This is a genomic window from Lactococcus garvieae (genome assembly GCF_016027715.1).
GTDB lineage: Bacteria > Bacillota > Bacilli > Lactobacillales > Streptococcaceae > Lactococcus > Lactococcus garvieae_A.
Map to the genome: position 1 here is coordinate 1,770,609 of NZ_CP065691.1, position 19,117 is coordinate 1,789,725.

Consider the following 19,117-nt stretch of genomic DNA (forward strand, 5'->3'; position numbering starts at 1 on the left):
GACTTAACGAAAGTGAGGTCTATTTTTTTATGGAAATCATTTATACTGAAATCACACAGGATTTAACAGCCTTCCTTCTTGAACGAGCTAAAACTGCTCTAAAAACAGGAAAAAAAGTATATTATATTGTTCCTTCTTCAATGTCTTTTGAAAAAGAAAAAGATATCTTAGAGCGAATTAATTCAGGGAAAGATACAGCAGTTTTTGATTTGTATGTGACGCGTTTTAAACAGCTTCCATACTATTTTGACCGCAAAGATGGAGCTAGCGAGGAAAAAATTGAGCTCAGTCAGTCAGGACTAAGTATGCTTTTCCGGAAAGTTTTAAAGTCTTTTTCTAAAGAAGAACTTCCCCTTTACCATAATTTACAAAATTCGTCAGCTTTTCTAGAAATGCTGGTAAATTTGCGTGCAGAACTACTCACGGCAAATTTAACTTTTTCTGATTTACCTGTTAGCCCTAAAAATGAAGAATTGTCTTCGATTTTGGAGCGCTTTGAAGAAGAACTGAATGCTTCTTATGCCAATTTTTCAGAATTTCAAGCTTTTATTCAAAATATAATAGAGGGTAAATTTACCTCGGGATTTCGCGATGCGGTCTTTATTATTGATGGTTATACTCGTTTTACGGCGCAGGAAGAAAACTTCATTGGTATTCTTCAACAGCAAGCTTCCGAAGTAATAATTGGCACTTATGCCACAGAAACAGATTACAAGTTGACAGATTTTTCTCTTTCCGTTTACAGGGACGCTTTAGAAATGATTGAGCGTTTCCGAAATAAATTTTCAGCTAAAGTAAAATCTGTTCGAGAGACAATTGCGCCTACGGTTTATCAAAAGATAACTAATTTGATTGAGATAGAAACGAATTTTCTTCGTGAAAAAGAGACTATTGAATTTAGGAATCAAGACAGAGAACATTTTGAAATCTGGGAAGCAGAAAATCAAATCGCTGAAATCGAAGCTGTTGCTAAAGATATTCGTCAGAAAATAGTAAGAGGTGCATCATTTAAAGAGTTTACTGTTTTAGTAGGGGATGTTAGTGCATATGCTATCCCTGTTCAAGAAACTTTTGACTTGTATGACATACCTTTCTTTTATGCTCAAGAAGAGTCAATGAGTCAACATCCCTTAATTATTCTTTTAGAAAGTCTTTACGCAATTAAAAAGAATAATTATCGAACCAATGATGTCGTTAACTTGCTTAAAAGTAAAGTTTACACCAGTGTAAACTTTAATCAAGACTCACTTGACTACTTTGAATATTATGTCAATAAATATAAAATACGAGGCAGAAAAAGTTTTGCCACTTCTTTTGATGAAAGTGAATTTTTAGAGTTAGAACAAATTGAAAAATTAAGAGAAGAAATCCTTGGTGAAAAATCCGCCTTACAAATATTTTTGAAAGGAAGCACAGAAAAAACGGGAAGTGCTTGGATTGAAGCCTTTCAACAATTTATCCAGGATGGAAATATTTTAGAAAATATTAATCTACTCTATAATCAAGCAGATTATGAAAATAATCATGTCTTGGCTGATAAATATGAACAAGTTTGGAAACTGCTTTTATCTAATTTGAGAGAGTTTCAAGCTATTTTTGCTGATCAAAAGATGAAGGTTTTAGAATTTTTAGATTTAATTTTAGCTGGATTAAAGAATGCTAAATACCGTCAGATACCAGCAAATGTTGATGTGGTAAATATTAAAGATTATGAACTTGTTGAGGCGAGAACTAATAAATATATCTATGCTATTGGTTTAACTTTGGCTAACTTTCCTAAAGTAAAGAAAAATTCTAGTTTATTGTCAGATGAGGAACGGGCAGCTATTAATGAAAATGTATCGCATGAGGATTTTCGTTTTATTGAACAGATGAACGTCACAAATTACAGTAAAAACACATTTACAAGTTTATCTTTAATGAATGCTGCAACCGAAAAATTAGTTCTTTCTACTCCACAAATTTATGCCAACATACAGGATGATATCTCACCACTACTTCAGCTTTTTATAAATCACACCAAAGCAGGAGAAAGTATTAAACGTGAAGTATCTTCTGTTAACCTAGCAGAAACTGTTGAGCATATCGGTAACAAGCGTTCCTTAATTTCAAATATAGGTAAAATAGAACATATACTTGCTCAAACGGATACTGAAACCGAAAATGACAAGCGTGCCTTTTGGTCTAGTTTATTTAGAATACTTACGAAAGAAAATCAAGAGTTTCAAAAGCTTATTCTTAATCTGGATCAAGACATTACCCCCGTTCCTTTAGCACCAGAAACTGTAAAAGAAGTTTACAGTGACGAAATTTATGCTTCAGTAAGTAGTTTTGAACGTTTTTATAATTGTGAATATCAATATTTTTTAGAAAAAACTTTAGGTCTAGAAAGTTTTGAAAATATTGATTTGAATTCGAAAGTTGTTGGAAACTTCTTTCATGAAGTCTTTGAAAAGCTTTTAGTAAGACCGAACTTGAACAGTGAAAACTTCGACTTACAGTTAGAAAGTATTTTACACGAAGTTGACAGTGAGTATGAACGATATTTCACTCAAGATGCTACTTCGCAATTTACATGGGCAAATCTCGGCGAAATTGTAAAACAAACTTCTGTCATTTTGAAAAAAGGTTTAGAAAATAATCAAATTAAAACTTTAGCCACGGAAAGTGCTTTTGGCTTTCCTCAAAGCGAGCTGGGTAGTTTTAATATAGACCAAATTAATCTACGAGGTCGTATTGACCGTATTGATCAATTTTTTGAAGACAGTATTGGTGCCATTGATTATAAATCGAGTCAGCACAAGTTTGATTTATCTTCAGCTTATGATGGCACGAATTTACAGTTTCTAACATACCTCGATGTTTTAAAACAGATGAATGCAGATCAAAAACTGTGGGGAGCTTTATATTTACATCTAAAAAATGAGGCAATTAACCTTTCGGATGTTGATTATTTGGGTGAAATTTCTGCTTTAATTGCTAAAAATATGCGATATGAAGGCCTTATTTTAGAGGAATATAAGGATAAAGTAAGCAAGGACATTGATTTTGTAAATATTAATCGAAATAACGTCTATAATCAGGAAGAGTTTGAAAGTTTAATAAAACTTAATGAAGAACATTATGTTCACGCAGGTCAGCGAATTCGTGAGGGAGAGATAGCTATCAATCCAGTCATGACTAAAGAAGGTATTGATAAGTCTGGAAATGTGCATGGTTGCAGATACTGTCCCTTGAAATCAATTTGTCGCTTTGAAGCCAATAGACATATGAGTGACGCACGTGAAATAGGTAAGAAAGATCGCAAAGAAATTCTTGAAGAATTGAAGGGAGGGGAAGCAAATGACTGATGTGAAATTGACACCAGAACAGGAAGAAGCAATACATAGCCAAGGACATAATATATTAGTCTCTGCCAGTGCGGGTTCAGGAAAAACCTTTGTCATGGCTAATCGTATCGTTGAAAAGATAAAAAATGGTATTGATATTGAAAGCTTATTTATTTCTACCTTCACCAAAAAAGCTGCAGCAGAACTGCGCATGCGCTTGGAAAAAGATTTGAAACAAGCAAGTCAACTGTCTCAGGATACACTTGAAAATCAACGAATAAAACTTGCACTACAAAATTTGCCCAATGCAGATGTTGGAACAATGGACAGCTTTACACAAAAGCTATTACGTACGCACTTTAATCGTGTAGATGTAGATCCTAATTTTCGAATCTTAGCTGATCAGACAGAAAGTGATCTTATAAAACAAGAAGTATTTGAAGATCTTGTAGAACAGTATTTTTCTGAGAACGATGTTATTGATACCGCAGCTAAAATAGATAAAATATCTTTTGAAAAGCTAGTCAAAAATTTCTCCAAAGATAGAAATATCAAAGGTTTTCAAAATGTAGTTTACACTATATACAGCTTTGCATCAGCCACAGAAAATCCAGAAAAGTGGTTAGAAAATGACTTCCTCAAAGGGTTTGATTTATATCAAAAGTTTGCAGATTTACCAGATAACTTTGCAAATAATATTAGATATAAAATGGAAGATTTTATTCTAGCTTTGCAAAGGTCCATCGATGAGAAAAATTTAACAGCTAAAACATTAGAGAAAGCACAGATTGTCCTTGATAATCAAGAATATTTATTTGAGAGTTTGGATAAGCAAGATTATGGACAGTTTACGGAGCTCTTTCGATCTCTTGATTTTTCGCGTTGGTCGCTTAAAAAAGATGAAATTTTAGCAGAAATATTCAAAACAGTAATAGGAACTAAGACAGATCCGGGTTTAGTCCGTGATTTTCTTGAAAAAGTTAAACATTTACCGACGATTGAAAAATATCAGCCTGAAGCAAAAATTATGGCTGAAAATCTTCAAAAATTTGTTCTTTATTTTTATAAAATTTACCTTGAGAGAAAACGTTCGGAAAATGCTTTTGAATATTCGGATATTGCTCACTTTGCGATTCAAATACTAGAAGAAAATTCAGATATTTCAAAAGCCTATCGTGAGAAATATAGTGAAATAATGATTGATGAATATCAAGATACAAGCCATGTTCAAGAAGCGATGTTACGTTTACTTAGTAAAAATGGTGATGGAACAAATAATCTTTTTATGGTCGGTGATATAAAGCAATCTATCTACGGCTTCCGTCTAGCTGACCCTCGTCTTTTTCTTAAAAAATATCATTATTACGCCCAAGAGAACAATCCCAACCAACTTATTCGTTTGAAAGAAAATTTTCGATCTCGTGGGGAGGTCTTAGATTTTACGAATGAAGTATTTAAACATTTGATGAATGAAGATATTGGTGAGATGGTGTATGGTAAAGAGGAGGAGTTGGTTCAAGGAAATATTGTAGATTATCCTGAACATGCTGACGCCAATTTTTACCCTGAACTTCTTCTGTATGAGGAAGATTCATCTGAAGATGATACGGAGCAAATTAGTGATGGTGAAATTAAAATTGTTGCCCAAAAAATCAAAGATTTAATAACCTCAGATGAAAATTTAGAGTATAAAGATATTGCCTTACTAGTGCGATCAAAATCTCAAAATAATAAAATAGAAGATATTCTTAAAGCTTATGATATTCCAGTTGTACTCGATGAAGGGCGCGTTGACTTTTTAAAATCACTTGAAGTAATTTTAATTTTGGATGTTTTACGTGCTATTGATAATCCTCTCTATGATATTTCACTTGTAGCCACCTTGCGCTCACCAATGTTTAGATTTACAGAAGATGAGCTGACAAGGATTAGTCTAAGTGCAGGTTCTGATACACGCTTTTGGAAAAAATTACAAATAACAGATGGTGAATTAATCACTCCCCAACTTAAAGATAAAATTTCTTCATTCTTAGACAAGTTTACAGCATGGCGTAAACTTGTAAACGAAATTTCTATACATGAATTGCTCTGGAAAATTTATACAGAAACATATTACATGGATTATGTAGGGGCTCTTCCTAATGGAGAAATGCGACAAGCCAATCTCCAAGCCCTATCCATCCGCGCTGAATCTTATGAAAGTTCTGGCTATAAGGGATTATTTAAATTCATAAAAATGATTGATAAATTTATGGAGCAAAATAATGATCTTGCCTCTGTAAATATCAAACTCCCTCAAAATGCTGTGAGAGTGATGACTTTTCACAAGTCAAAAGGTTTAGAGTTTGATGTTGTTTTCTTAATGAATTTACAAACCAAATTCAATCAGAAAGATTTGAGAGAGTCTGTGATACTTACGCGGGAAAATGGTTTAGGGATGAAATACACGGCAGATTTGAAAAATGAAGCAGCTGTTGAGACAGACTTTCCTTATGCCTTGGTCAAAATGGATACTCTTCCCTATATTGTCAATAAAGATTTAAAACGTAATGCTACTTTATCTGAAGAAATGCGTGTCCTTTATGTAGCCTTTACGCGTGCTAAGAAAAAACTTTACATGGTGGGTAAAGTTAAGAAAAAAGAGTTAGAAAAATATGCGAGTATCAAACTAGAAAATGGTATCCTTCCCGATAAATATCGACAGGCAGCAACGGGATACCAACATTGGCTTTTAGCTCTTCATACTGCTCATTCATTGCCTATGGAGGTAAAACTAAGTAATTTTGCTGATTTACAAGATATTGATAAAAAGTTTACAGCACATCTGGATTTCAAAAAATTAGCAGATGAATCGAAAAAATTTGATAAAATAATGGATAACTTGGATGATGTCAAAGAGGCACGTCGAATCATGAATTATCAGTATCCTAAAGTTGCTGCTACAGAGTTGTCTAGCATCCAGACTCCTAGTCAAGTCAAAAAAAGAAGCTATGAAAAACAATTAGAATTGGGTAATGTTTTACCTTCCAGTGAACATGTACGTGTTAAAAAATTAGAATTATTTGATTTTGCCAAACCAAAAATTACTGCCGCAGAGATTGGTTCAGCTATACATAGCTTTATGCAACTTTCAGATTTTTCTCACCCTAATTTATTAGATTTCCAACAAACTCTGGATCAGATGAATCTTAGTGAGGAATTAAAGAACAAAATTGATTTACCAAAAATATTGACTCTGTTTGATACCGATTTTGGTAAATTATTGATGGATAATGTTGATAAAACCACTAAAGAGGCACCTTTTTCAATGCTAAGGACTGATGAAATAGCTCAGGAACAGTATATTGTACGTGGGATATGTGATGGGTTTATCAGATTTGAAGATAAAATTGTTCTGTTTGACTATAAGACAGATCGCTTCCGTAGTTTGAGTCAAATTGCTGAAATAAAAAGCACTTATGAAGTGCAAATGGAGCTCTATGCAGAGGCATTGAGAAAAGCTTATGGTGTCAACCAAATTGAAAAGTATTTAATTTTATTAGGGGGGCCAGAAAGGGTTATTATAGAAAGGATTTAGGATGATAAACTATGATTTAGGGTCAGTTGTTGAGATGAAAAAACCTCATGCATGTATAATTAAATCAACAGGTAAGAAGGCCAACAGCTGGGAAATTGTCCGTATGGGAGCAGACATAAAAATACGTTGTACAAATTGTGATCATATTGTGATGATGAACCGTAATGACTTTAATAAAAAAATAAAAAAAGTGCTGACAAAGTAGTCAGCACTTTTTTTTACTTAATTATAGAGAGAATTCTGAAGCTGGAGTGCATTTTGAATGATTGGCATAATTCACCTTTCTACAGAAGTGTTATGAGAATAATTATGTCTAAAAAATATTTGATATCCTAAATATATAAGTTTGATGGAAAGAAAAAGAGAGCATTTGCTTTTTTGTCTTTTTTAATGATTTAAGGTATAATTGGGTGACTATAAAATTTTACGGAGAAATGTATAAATATGGCTTTAACAGCAGGTATCGTCGGCCTTCCCAATGTCGGAAAATCTACTCTTTTTAATGCAATTACAAAAGCTGGAGCGGAAGCAGCAAATTATCCTTTCGCAACAATAGAACCTAACGTAGGTATGGTTGAAGTTCCAGATGAACGCTTGACTAAAATTACAGAATTAATTAAACCTAAAAAAACTGTACCCACAACTTTTGAATTTACAGATATTGCCGGTATTGTCAAAGGAGCTTCTAAAGGAGAAGGTCTGGGGAATAAATTTTTAGCAAATATTCGTGAAGTTGATGCGATTGTACACGTCGTTCGTGCATTTGATGATGAAAATGTTATGCGTGAAAATAATCGTGAAGATTCTTTTGTTGACCCTTTAGCGGATATTGAAACAATTAACTTGGAGTTAATTCTTGCAGATTTAGAGTCTGTAAATAAACGTTATGCGCGTGTTGAAAAAGTAGCCCGTACAGTTAAAGATAAAGACGCTGTGGCAGAATTTAATGTTTTATCAAAAATTAAACCCGTTTTGGAAGATGGTAAATCTGCGCGTACTGTAGAGTTTGATGAAGAAGAACAAAAAGTTGTTAAGCAACTTTTCTTGTTGACGACTAAACCAGTCTTATATGTTGCAAATGTTGGTGAAGATGAAGTAAGTGCTCCCGATGATATTGAATATGTGAAACAAATTCGTGAGTTTGCAGCAACGGAAAATGCTGAGGTTGTCGTTATTTCAGCTCGTGCCGAGGAAGAAATCGCTGAACTGGATGATGAAGATAAAGCAGAATTTTTAGAAGCCCTCGGTTTAGAAGAATCAGGTGTAGATAAATTAACTAAAGCTGCTTACCACCTACTTGGTCTTGCCACTTACTTTACAGCGGGTGAAAAAGAAGTGCGTGCGTGGACCTTTAAACGTGGCATGAAAGCTCCTCAGCTAGCGGGCGTTATTCATAGTGACTTTGAAAAAGGGTTTATTCGTGCTGTAACAATGTCTTACGATGATTTGATGAAATACGGCAGTGAAAAAGCTGTAAAAGAGGCAGGTCGCTTACGCGAAGAAGGTAAAGAATATGTTGGACAAGATGGAGACATCATGGAATTCCGCTTTAATGTTTAAAAACTTTGTCACAGTATTTAAAATTACAAGCAAAAAACGTTTGCATTAACTAAAAAGAGCTGATTTGTAAAAATCAGCCTTTTGCTATTTTTTGGAAACAGGAGAAAAGATGACAAAAATGATTGTAGGCCTTGGTAACCCAGGGGATAAATATGAAAAAACAAAACATAACATGGGTTTTATGGCCCTAGATTTACTTGCACACGAGTATGGTGTAAATTTTAGTATGGAAAAAACTTTCATGGCAGAGGTCGCTTCAACTTTTGTGAACGGTGAGAAGATTTTTCTTGTAAAGCCTCAAACGTTTATGAATGAGTCAGGACGAGCTATCCAACCTCTGTTAACTTATTACAATATGGATCCTTCAGATTTAACCGTGATTGTTGATGATATGGATTCTGCTGTTGGACGAGTACGTTTGCGTTCAAAAGGTTCCTCAGGTGGACAAAGAGGAATTAAATCAACAATTACGCATTTAGGAACAGAACAATTTAACCGCGTAAAAATCGGCATCGGACGTCCGGAGAATGGCAAGACGGTAGTCGCACATGTTTTATCAAAATTTGACAAGGAAAATTCAGAAATTGCACAAACAGGTATAAGTAAAGCAGTGGATGCAGTGAAGTATTATGTAGAATCAAGTGATTTTGCTAAAGCAATGAATAAATTTAACGGACAATGAAAATAAACGAATTTTTTGACCAGAACCATGATCTACAATCATGGCAGAGAAGTTTTGCTAAGTCAGAACGTACTCTCTTAACAGGACTTTCAGGAACAGCTAAGGCCATGGCCATGGCGAATGCCTATGACAATAATCCTGATAAATATGTGATTATCACTGATAATCAGTTTCATGCAAATGAACTATATGATGAACTGTCTAATCTGTTAGATGAGAAAAATGTTTATCAATTTTTTTCAGATGATAATGTGTATGCGGAATTTGCTATAGCCAGTAAAGATCGTACAGCCTATCGTCTAGAAGCTCTAAATTTCCTGCTCGATACACATCAAACAGGGTTTTTGGTCGTTCCATTTATGGCTTTGCGCTCTTTATTACCACATCCGGATAATTTTCAAGAGAACTATCTTCTCCTCACTCAAGGTGATGAGTTTGATATGACTAACCTCGTAGAGATGCTATCGAATGCCGGTTATGAAAAAACACAACGTGTGATGGTTCCAGGTGAATTTTCACAACGTGGAGATATTGTCGATATTTATCCTCTAGATGTTGCTCAACCTTTACGTTTAGAATTTTTTGGGGATGAAGTAGATTCCATTCGAGCCTTTGATAGTGAAAGTCAACGTTCTCTTGAAAATATGGAACAGGTTGAGATTTATCCCGCCAGTGATTTTATATTGATGCCTTGGGAGTTTGATCAAGGCGTCAAATCCATGGCCAAAAATCTCGAAAATATAACAGATGCTACTGCAAAATCTTATTTTGAAGAAGTTATTGCTGCTGCAGAAAATCATTATTACCATAAAGATTTGCGTAAATTTGCAGAATATTTCTATGAAAAACCCTCTTCTCTTTTAAATTATTTTCCTAAAAACATTCAGTTCTTTATTGATGATTTTCAAAAAATTAATGAAGCAAACAATAAGACAGAGCAGGAGCTTGCAGATTTTATTGTTTCTGAAAAGAGTATGGGCCGTTCATTTGAAGGTCAATCTTATCTTCTAGATGTAATTTCTAAAATTCGTACCCATAAGCCAGCCAGCTTTTTCTCTAATTTCCAAAAAGGTTTAGGGAATATAAAATTTGATTCATTGTATAATTTCAATCAACATACAATGCAACAGTTTTTTGGGCAAATGGAACTCTTTTACACTGAAGTTGACAGGTTTGTAAAACAAGGTTTTACAGTTATCTTAGCAGTGGCTTCTGAAAAATTAAGAACAGAGTTACAAAAGCTAGAATTCGATTTCCAAATAGTTTCGGCTGAAGAAATACAAAAAGGAAAAGTAAATCTACTTGATTTGAACTTGGCAAATGGCTTTAATTTTATTGATGAAAAGTTAGTTGTTATTACCGAATCAGAAATATTTGGGAAAGCACGAAAGAAAAAAACACGTCGTTTAAATATTACCAATGCTGAGCGTTTAAAAGATTATAATGAGCTAGAGATTGGTGATTATGTTGTACATAAAAACCATGGTATTGGTAAATATCTAGGTATCCAAACGATTGAAGTTTCGGGCATGCACCGAGATTATCTGACAATTCAATATCAAAATGGCGATACTATTTCTGTCCCAGTAGATCATTTGAATCTGTTAAGCAAATATTCTGCTGCTGAAGGAAAATCTCCTAAGATCAATAAACTTAATGATGGCCGTTGGCGTAGAACAATGGCTTCAGTTAACAAGCAAGTTGAAGATATTTCTGAGGACTTGATTAAACTTTATTCTGCAAGACAGGCTTTAAAAGGACACGCATTCTCACCTGATGATACTAATCAAGAAGAATTTGATAATGGTTTTGCTTACCCAGAAACTCTTGATCAGATCCGCTCAATCAATGAAATTAAGAAAGATATGGAACTTGAGCGACCAATGGATCGTCTTTTAGTGGGTGATGTTGGTTTTGGTAAAACGGAAGTAGCTATGCGTGCAGCTTTCAAAGCTATAAATGATAGTAAACAGGTTGCTATTCTAGTGCCAACTACAGTTTTAGCTGAACAACATTACAATAACTTCATGGAACGTTTTGTAAACTTTGGTGTAAACATTGCTGTCTTGAGTCGTTTTCAAACAAAGGCACAACAGACTGAAATATTAGATAAGCTAAAAAAAGGACGCATTGACCTGATTATTGGTACTCATCGTCTTTTGTCAAAAGATGTTGAATTTCTTGATTTAGGATTAATGGTTATTGATGAGGAACAACGTTTCGGTGTAAAACATAAGGAACGACTGAAAGAGTTAAAAACGCAGGTTGACGTATTGACTCTAACTGCAACACCGATCCCAAGAACACTGCATATGTCCATGTTAGGTATCCGGGATTTATCCGTTATTGAGACACCTCCAACTAACCGCTACCCCGTCCAAACCTATGTGCTAGAAACAAACTATGGTGTAGTTCGTGATGCTGTTTTGCGAGAAATTTCACGTGGTGGGCAAGTTTACTATATTCATAATAGAGTAGACAGTATTGAGCAAAAAGTTTCACAGCTTGAAGAACTTATTCCTGAAGCAAGGATCGGTTATATTCATGGGCAGATGACTGAAATCCAATTAGAAAATACCTTGATGGAATTTATTAATGGAGACTATGATGTTTTAGTGGCTACAACCATTATTGAAACAGGGGTGGATATTCCTAATGCCAATACTCTATTTATTGAGAATGCGGATATGATGGGTCTTTCTCAACTGTATCAATTGCGCGGCCGCGTTGGGCGAAGTAACCGTGTAGCTTATGCTTACTTTATGTATAAACCAGAGAAAATATTGTCGGAAGTTTCTGAAAAACGTTTAGAAGCCATTAAAGGGTTTACTGAGTTAGGATCTGGCTTTAAAATAGCTATGCGAGATCTATCTATACGTGGGGCAGGTAATTTACTTGGGGCTGAGCAATCTGGCTTCATTGATTCTGTCGGATTTGAACTTTACTCACAGTTGCTTGAGGAAGCAGTCCATAAACGTATGGGTGGAGAGAAGGCTAAAACGAAGACGAATTCCGAGATATTACTAGGACTAGATGCCTTTATTCCTAGTTATTACATTGGAGATGAGCGTCAAAAAATTGAAATTTACAAACGTATTCGTCAGGTTGATAATCGTCAAAATTATGAAGAACTTCAAGATGAATTGATGGACCGATTTGGCGAATATCCAGATGAGGTTGCTTATCTTTTAGAAGTCGGTTTATTAAAAACGTTTGCGGACAATGCCTTGGTTGAAAAAATTGAGAAGACCAAATTTGAAGTTGTATTGAGTATGGCCAAATCTGCTAATACGATGTATGACCCCCAAGAGTATTTTGAAGCCTTGTCAGAAACAACCTTGAAAGCTAGTGTCGGCGAAAAATTAGGTAGAATGACTTTTCGATTTAAGATTGAAAAACGCACAGATGTGGTCCTTCTAAGTGAAATAATGAAGTTTACAGAAAAATTATCTGAGCTTAGAGATAAACACGAAAAAGAATAATGTTTCATATGAAACATTATTCTTTTTTTGTAAGTAAGTTCTTTCATTGATAGCCTTTAGAGCTATACAGAATTTTTCACTTGATTTTTCAAAAGACTTGAAGTGTGTTATAATAACCACTATGAGATTAGATAAATTTTTAAAAGTTTCTCGTCTGATAAAACGCCGTCCTGTGGCCAAAGAGGTTGCGGATAAAGGTCGTATTAAAATCAATGGGAAAATAGCAAAATCTTCAAGTGATGTTAAATTTGACGATATTATCGAAATTCGTTTTGGAAATAAGATTGTTGAGGTCCAAGTTTCAGAGCTTAAAGAATTTACGCGTAAAGAAGATGCAGAAAAAATGTATAAAATTCTTAATGAAACAAGGATTACAGCTGAGACTGAACTTTAATTTTTATATATAACTTTTTCGGAGGAAAAATGGAAAAACAAATTATTCATTTGAAAAATGATTATAATAAGACTAAAAGAATGGAAGAAACACAACACAATTTACCTAAGCGGAAACATTTAGGTGTTATTTTGGTTGGTGCAATGTTGCTGTTTAGCTTAGCAACAATCAGTGTGGTTCAGTCTTACCAAAATTTGCAAAAGCAAGTTGAGATGGAAGCGCAAGCTGCTCAAAAGAATGCATCTTTAGATCGTGATTTAGCCTTGAAAAGTTCAGATATAAGTAAACTTAAGGATCCCACTTTCTTGGCTAAATATGCCAGAGCAAAATTGGATGATTCACAATCAAATGAAAAAGTATTTAGTATTCCAGAACTTGTTAACGGTGGGATAGAGCCTTGATTGGAAAAGTAAAATCAATCAGTAAATTTGGGCTTTTTGTCCTTTTTTCTGATGCAAAAACTGGACTGCTTCGCTGGTCAAATTTACCAAAAAAACATGGCAAATTTAAGTCCGGTGACCTTATCGGTATAGAAGTTTTAAAAGTACATGAAGATGGGAAATACGAACTAAAATTTGTCGAAAGAGATTTTAAAGAAACTTTCGGTCACTTTTTAGAAGAAAGTGCGGAGCAGCTTGAACAGTTAAAAATAAAAAATGGAGACCTCAGAAGACTATGACTACAAAAGAGAGTAGTTTAAAGGTTTGAGAAAATGCAAAATCTGAAAAATAAAATTAATATTGCTGTATGGTTGGTGATGATAATAATGATCATTCCAGCCTTTTTTGTCTTGCCCCAAAAAGGTAAAGAAGGCAATGCAGAAGCTAAAGTTAAGGAAGTAAAACAAAGACAAGCAACTTATTACAGTGAAATTCCTTCTCGTGCTGTTAACCTAACGAGTATGCCTGTATATAAAGATAAAGCTCTTCAACAAAAAGTGGGTGAGCTTCCTAAGAAAACGCAATTAGATATTATCAAAGTAAACAATAATGTATTTGAATTAGCAAACCATACTTTTATCAAAGCAGATACAAAGTCTATAGTGTCAGATATCCTTCTATCAAAAAAGGAAAAGAAAGCAACAGTATATACTTCGAAGATGACAGAGGTCTATTATAACCCGTTTACAACGTATGACAAGGAAGTTTACACTACACTCTGTCAAGGACAGCAACTGACAACAAATCAGATTGCAAAAACACATTGGGGAACCTATTATGAGGTTAATTTTAATGGCGGACAGACAGGTTGGATCAGTTCAGATAAATTACGCTTAGAGAATCCTAAGATGCTTCAAGTACAAGAATTATTAAATAAAAAATACAATGATTCCAAGTACTCCATTTATGTTAAACAATTGAATAATCCGTTTACGGTTGGTGTAAACCAAAAAGAAAAGTTATATGCAGCGAGCCTATCTAAACTTCCTATTTTGTATTGGACACAGAAACGTCTAAATGAAGGACAGGCTACTTTGAATGATAAGCTACAATATAATACTGCAATAAATACCTTTAAAGGCTCTTTTGAAGCAGGGGGCACGGGCACTTTACCTGTAATTGCTAATAATGTTTCCTATTCATTATCTGAGGTTATTGACCGCACCGCAAAGAATTCTGACAATGTAGGAAGTAATTTACTTGCTTACTATGAAACTGGTCAATTTTCGCCCGCATTTCAAAACGAGATTACCAAGCTGGCAGGTCAAGCTTGGGATCCAGTAGAACGTGAGGCGTCCGCCGAAATGACAGGAAAAATACTAGAAGCACTTTACAACGAAGGCGGTTATTCTTTTAACGCTTTGTTTGGTACACAATTTGATGACATTAAGATTCAGGCTGGGGTCCCCAAAAATATCCGTGTAGCTCATAAAATCGGAGCTGCAGATGCTTATAATCATGATGCCGCAATTGTTTTTGCACCTGAACCGTATATTTTAGTAGTCGAAACTAAAGGCGGAAGTGATCAAATGATTTCACAAATTTCAAGAGATATTTATGGAGTTTTAAAATGAATGAATTTTTGAAAGTAGTTCAGAAAAAGGACTTCTTCAGGAGTCATCGACGAGTTCTCCTTGCCTTATCTGGTGGTAAAGATTCAATGACCCTTTTTAATTGGCTCTATGAACTTAGGGAGACTTTGGATATCGAACTGTTTACAGCTCATGTAAACTATGGTTTACGTGATGTAGCAGATTGGGAAGAGGAGCAACTTCGTCAAAAAATGTACACACTCGGGGTTGACTTTTCGGTTGCCCATTTCTCAGGTGAAACTTTCAGTGAAGATGCAGGGCGCAAGATGCGTTATGATTTTTTCCAGGAAGTCATGCAAGAAAAAAGCTGTACAGCTCTTGTCACGGCTCATCATAAGGGGGACCAGGCCGAGACAGTTCTGATGCGACAAATCACCGGAAGACGCCTTCGGCATCTTACAGGTATTCCTGAACGCCAAGCTTTCGGTTCAGGAGAACTCATTCGCCCTCTCCTGAATTTTGAAAAGAAGGATTTTGATGCTGCAGAATACTTTGAGGATGTAACAAATGCAGGAAATGACTACTTACGGAATCGTATACGAAATCAATACATCCCTACTTTGACAAAAGAAAATCCAAAATTTTCTGAAGCAATTTTAAGTATGTCAGAAGAAATTAATTTGGCTTTTTCAGTTATTAAAGATAAGATAGCAGAATTAGAGATATTAAAGGATGAAATAGATATTTCCCTCTTCCTTCAACAGTCAAGGGCTCTACAAAACTTTATTTTGCAAGAATATCTTGAAAAATTTCCAGATTTGCAAGTGTCTAAGTCGAAATTTGAAGAATTGTTATGGATTATTGAAAGGCCCCAACAGTATCATTCGGAACTATCAAAAGACTATTTTTTTATAAAAAGTGATAAGCATTTTATCATCTCGCCTAAATCGTCTAACAAAGAAATAGATCTAGAAATACGTGATGAGGATCCGGAAGACTCTCGTTTTATGCGGGTTGATCTTCCACCCACAGGAGAAATTACGATACGTAAGCGCCAGCCAGGCGATGTAATTTTTATTAATGGTCATCATAAAAAACTTAGAAAGTTTTTTATAGATCAACACATAGATTTAAGGAAACGTGATAATTTTTTAATTCTAGTGGAAAAAGATGTTTATGCAATCACGGGTTTAACAGTTTCAGATTTGAGTAAAGCCCTCAAAAATGATAAAATGAAAAGGACGCTGTGGGTCAAACCCACTATAAGAGAGGATATTGATAATGCTTGAAAAAGACATAAAAAAAATACTCATTTCAGAAGAAGAAATTCAAGAAAAAACGATTGAATTAGGAAAAACTCTTGCTGATGAATATAAAGATAAAAATCCATTACTTTTGGGTATCCTACGTGGTTCTGTTCCCTTCCTTGCGGAATTGATTAAGCGCATGGATATTCAATTGGAAATAGACTTCATGACAGTTTCAAGCTATCATGGAGGAACAGAATCATCAGGTGAAGTGAAATTATTGCTTGACGTGGCTACTCCTGTATCAGGGCGTGAAATTATTATTGTTGAAGACATCATCGATACTGGGCGTACTTTGAAGTATCTCAAAGAACTTCTCGAACACCGCGGAGCTACAGTAAAAATTGTTACACTTTTGGATAAGCCAGAAGGTCGCGTGGTCGAAATTGATGCAGATTATACTGGCTTTACAATTCCTAATGAATTTGTTGTAGGCTTCGGTCTTGATTATGATAATCATTATCGTAACCTCCCTTATGTAGGTGTACTAAAAGAAGAAATTTATAGCAAATAAAAAACTCATACCAAAGTATGAAAAATGATCATGATAGGGCTTACTAATAGCAAAAGATAGGTAAGTATGCTATAACTAAGAGATAAAAAAATAAAAGGCAAAGAAGAAAATATGAACAATCCAAATCCTAACAACAACAAAAATGGGGGCTTTATTAAAAGCACTCTTGGTTGGGTATTGCTTGTAATCGTCATTGTTTTCGGTATTAATGCTTTCTTTAGTGGCAATCAATCAAATGTTGATAAAATCAGCTACAGTAGATTGATGAGCGACATTAAAGATGGCAATATAAAATCACTGAAAATGCAGCCTAGTGATAGTCTGTTTACAGTATCTGGCGAATATAAGGAACCTAAACCTGTAGAAGGAAATAATAACTTCTCATTTTTACCAGGTAACACTTCTAAAGTGTCAAATTTCCAATCACTTATTATCCCGACAGATAGTATCATCAAAGATGTGCAAGCAGCTGCGGATGAAAAAGGAATCCAAGTTAACGTTGTCGCAGCATCAACAAGCGGTATGTGGATTCAAATTCTGTCATACATCTTACCAATGCTCCTTATGGTCGGCTTCTTCTGGTTGATGATGGGCGGAATGGGCTCACGCGGTGGCGGTGGAGCTGGTAATCCGATGAGTTTTGGTAAATCCCGTGCGAAACAGCAAGATGCTAAAACATCAAAAGTACGTTTTGCCGATGTTGCTGGTTCTGAAGAAGAAAAACAAGAACTTGTAGAAGTTGTTGATTTCCTCAAAGACCCTAAAAAATACCATAACCTTGGGGCACGTATTCCTGCGGGCGTACTCTTAGAGGGCCCTCCGGGTACAGGTAAAACTTTACTTGCCAAAGCTGTTGCAGGTGAGGCAGGCGTACCTTTCTATTCTATTTCTGGTTCTGACTTCGTCGAAATGTTTGTCGGTGTTGGTGCGAGCCGTGTCCGTGATCTCTTTGAAAATGCTAAGAAAACAGCTCCTTCTATCATCTTTATTGATGAAATCGATGCTGTTGGACGTCAACGTGGCGCAGGTCTTGGTGGCGGTAATGATGAACGCGAACAAACACTTAACCAGCTTTTGGTTGAGATGGATGGTTTCCAAGATAATGATAATTCAGTTATCGTTATTGCGGCCACTAACCGTTCTGATGTACTAGACCCAGCCTTGCTTCGTCCAGGTCGTTTTGACCGTAAAGTTCTCGTCGGTGCTCCTGACGTTAAGGGACGTGAAGCAGTTCTACGTGTACATGCAAAAAATAAACCACTTGACTCAAGTGTTGACCTTAAAGTTGTTGCTCAACAAACCCCAGGTTTCGTTGGAGCTGACCTTGAAAATGTCCTTAATGAAGCTGCTCTTGTTGCTGCGCGTCGTGATAAAAAAGTTATCGATGCATCTGATATTGATGAAGCACAAGACCGAGTTATTGCTGGACCAGCTAAAAGAGATAAAAGAATCTCTGAGCGTGAACGTGAAATGGTTGCCTACCATGAAGCCGGACACACAATCGTTGGTTTGGTTCTTTCAAATGCGAATACTGTCCATAAAGTTACAATCGTTCCACGTGGTCGTGCAGGTGGTTACATGATTGCACTTCCTAAAGAAGATCAGTTCCTTCTTTCAAAAGAAGATATGCAAGAAAATCTTGCAGGGCTCATGGGTGGTCGTGCAGCTGAACAAATCATTTTTGATACAATTACTACTGGTGCTTCAAATGACTTTGAACAGGCTACACGTATTGCGCGTGGTATGGTTACTCAGTATGGTATGTCTGATAAATTAGGTACAATCAGTTATGAAGGCAGTCAGGCTGTATTTATTGGCCGTGACTACGGACAAACAAAAACCTATTCTGAAGCAACAGCTCAAGCTATTGACGAAGAAATCCGTGCAATTACCAAAGAAGCTTACGACAAAGCTGTGGAAATCATTCAAGCTCATCGTGAACAACATAAAGCTATCGCTCTTGCTCTTCTTAAATACGAAACATTGGATGCGAAACAAATCATGTCTCTTTATAAGACTGGTAAAATGCCAAACGATGTTATCGAGAACGAAGATGAACCTGTTGAAGCAAAATCATTTGAAGAAGTTCGTGAGGATGCTAATAAGGCTCAAGAAGAAGCTCAAACTGAAAATAATGAAGAAAAAACAGTCGAATAAGACTGTTTTTTTCTTTTAAAAATTATTACTAAGTGGAGAAAAAGGCCTCATAAGTTTTTCTTTGACAAAATGATAAAATATGATATACTAGTATAGTTGTCACTTAAGGTACACCATCTATTCACGAATTTAAATGAAAATAT

At 35.3% G+C, this 19,117-nt stretch carries 13 protein-coding genes; all 13 read left to right on the forward strand.

Translation table 11 applies throughout. The annotated features are described in order from the left end of the window. Window positions 1–29 precede the first annotated feature (29 nt). The 13 genes from rexB (at window position 30) to ftsH (ending at window position 18,974) form a co-directional block, all read left to right on the forward strand. Window positions 30–3,350, forward strand: coding sequence for an ATP-dependent nuclease subunit B (gene rexB / locus I6G50_RS08885; protein WP_197908623.1), 3,321 nt, complete (start codon window positions 30–32; stop codon window positions 3,348–3,350). Next, window positions 3,343–6,906, forward strand: a complete 3,564-nt coding sequence (gene addA, locus I6G50_RS08890) for a helicase-exonuclease AddAB subunit AddA (protein ID WP_197908624.1) — start codon at window positions 3,343–3,345, stop codon at window positions 6,904–6,906. The genes rexB and addA overlap by 8 nt, the downstream gene beginning before the upstream one ends. Before the next feature lies 1 nt (window position 6,907). Then, window positions 6,908–7,111, forward strand: a complete 204-nt coding sequence (locus tag I6G50_RS08895; RefSeq protein ID WP_003135976.1) for a DUF951 domain-containing protein — start codon at window positions 6,908–6,910, stop codon at window positions 7,109–7,111. Between the two features lie 239 nt (window positions 7,112–7,350). Next, on the forward strand, window positions 7,351–8,466 hold the full coding sequence (ychF, locus tag I6G50_RS08900) for a redox-regulated ATPase YchF (protein ID WP_003133569.1): 1,116 nt from the start codon (window positions 7,351–7,353) through the stop codon (window positions 8,464–8,466). A 109-nt stretch (window positions 8,467–8,575) separates the two neighbouring features. Beyond that, window positions 8,576–9,148: an aminoacyl-tRNA hydrolase gene (gene pth / locus I6G50_RS08905; RefSeq protein ID WP_197908625.1), complete on the forward strand. Its 573-nt coding sequence runs from the start codon at window positions 8,576–8,578 to the stop codon at window positions 9,146–9,148. After that, window positions 9,145–12,630: a transcription-repair coupling factor gene (gene mfd, locus I6G50_RS08910; RefSeq protein WP_197908626.1), complete on the forward strand. Its 3,486-nt coding sequence runs from the start codon at window positions 9,145–9,147 to the stop codon at window positions 12,628–12,630. The genes pth and mfd overlap by 4 nt, the downstream gene beginning before the upstream one ends. A gap of 121 nt (window positions 12,631–12,751) precedes the next feature. Then, complete coding sequence (locus tag I6G50_RS08915) at window positions 12,752–13,024, forward strand: RNA-binding S4 domain-containing protein (protein WP_003135981.1); 273 nt, start codon at window positions 12,752–12,754, stop codon at window positions 13,022–13,024. A 29-nt stretch (window positions 13,025–13,053) separates the two neighbouring features. After that, the gene (locus I6G50_RS08920) at window positions 13,054–13,425 is read left to right on the forward strand and encodes a septum formation initiator family protein (protein ID WP_003135982.1); all 372 of its coding nucleotides are present in this window, start codon (window positions 13,054–13,056) and stop codon (window positions 13,423–13,425) included. Beyond that, window positions 13,422–13,703 (forward strand): hypothetical protein, encoded by a 282-nt coding sequence (locus I6G50_RS08925; RefSeq protein WP_003135983.1) that lies wholly within the window; start codon window positions 13,422–13,424, stop codon window positions 13,701–13,703. The genes I6G50_RS08920 and I6G50_RS08925 overlap by 4 nt, the downstream gene beginning before the upstream one ends. Before the next feature lie 33 nt (window positions 13,704–13,736). Next, the gene (locus tag I6G50_RS08930; RefSeq protein WP_197908627.1) at window positions 13,737–15,038 is read left to right on the forward strand and encodes a serine hydrolase; all 1,302 of its coding nucleotides are present in this window, start codon (window positions 13,737–13,739) and stop codon (window positions 15,036–15,038) included. After that, window positions 15,035–16,285 (forward strand): tRNA lysidine(34) synthetase TilS, encoded by a 1,251-nt coding sequence (gene tilS, locus I6G50_RS08935; RefSeq protein WP_197908628.1) that lies wholly within the window; start codon window positions 15,035–15,037, stop codon window positions 16,283–16,285. Before I6G50_RS08930 ends, tilS begins: the two co-directional genes overlap by 4 nt. Next, window positions 16,278–16,817, forward strand: a complete 540-nt coding sequence (hpt, locus tag I6G50_RS08940) for a hypoxanthine phosphoribosyltransferase (protein ID WP_003135986.1) — start codon at window positions 16,278–16,280, stop codon at window positions 16,815–16,817. The genes tilS and hpt overlap by 8 nt, the downstream gene beginning before the upstream one ends. Window positions 16,818–16,928: 111 nt before the next feature. After that, window positions 16,929–18,974, forward strand: coding sequence for an ATP-dependent zinc metalloprotease FtsH (gene ftsH, locus I6G50_RS08945; RefSeq protein WP_003135987.1), 2,046 nt, complete (start codon window positions 16,929–16,931; stop codon window positions 18,972–18,974). The last annotated feature ends 143 nt before the right edge of the window (window positions 18,975–19,117 follow it).

Bases quoted from the DNA above. Each gene is read 5' to 3' on its own strand.
- rexB (WP_197908623.1), top strand. From the start codon at position 30: ATGGAAATCATTTATACTGAAATCACACAGGATTTAACAGCCTTCCTT.
- addA (WP_197908624.1), top strand. From the start codon at position 3,343: ATGACTGATGTGAAATTGACACCAGAACAGGAAGAAGCAATACATAGC.
- I6G50_RS08895 (WP_003135976.1), top strand. From the start codon at position 6,908: ATGATAAACTATGATTTAGGGTCAGTTGTTGAGATGAAAAAACCTCAT.
- ychF (WP_003133569.1), top strand. From the start codon at position 7,351: ATGGCTTTAACAGCAGGTATCGTCGGCCTTCCCAATGTCGGAAAATCT.
- pth (WP_197908625.1), top strand. From the start codon at position 8,576: ATGACAAAAATGATTGTAGGCCTTGGTAACCCAGGGGATAAATATGAA.
- mfd (WP_197908626.1), top strand. From the start codon at position 9,145: ATGAAAATAAACGAATTTTTTGACCAGAACCATGATCTACAATCATGG.
- I6G50_RS08915 (WP_003135981.1), top strand. From the start codon at position 12,752: ATGAGATTAGATAAATTTTTAAAAGTTTCTCGTCTGATAAAACGCCGT.
- I6G50_RS08920 (WP_003135982.1), top strand. From the start codon at position 13,054: ATGGAAAAACAAATTATTCATTTGAAAAATGATTATAATAAGACTAAA.
- I6G50_RS08930 (WP_197908627.1), top strand. From the start codon at position 13,737: ATGCAAAATCTGAAAAATAAAATTAATATTGCTGTATGGTTGGTGATG.
- tilS (WP_197908628.1), top strand. From the start codon at position 15,035: ATGAATGAATTTTTGAAAGTAGTTCAGAAAAAGGACTTCTTCAGGAGT.
- hpt (WP_003135986.1), top strand. From the start codon at position 16,278: ATGCTTGAAAAAGACATAAAAAAAATACTCATTTCAGAAGAAGAAATT.
- ftsH (WP_003135987.1), top strand. From the start codon at position 16,929: ATGAACAATCCAAATCCTAACAACAACAAAAATGGGGGCTTTATTAAA.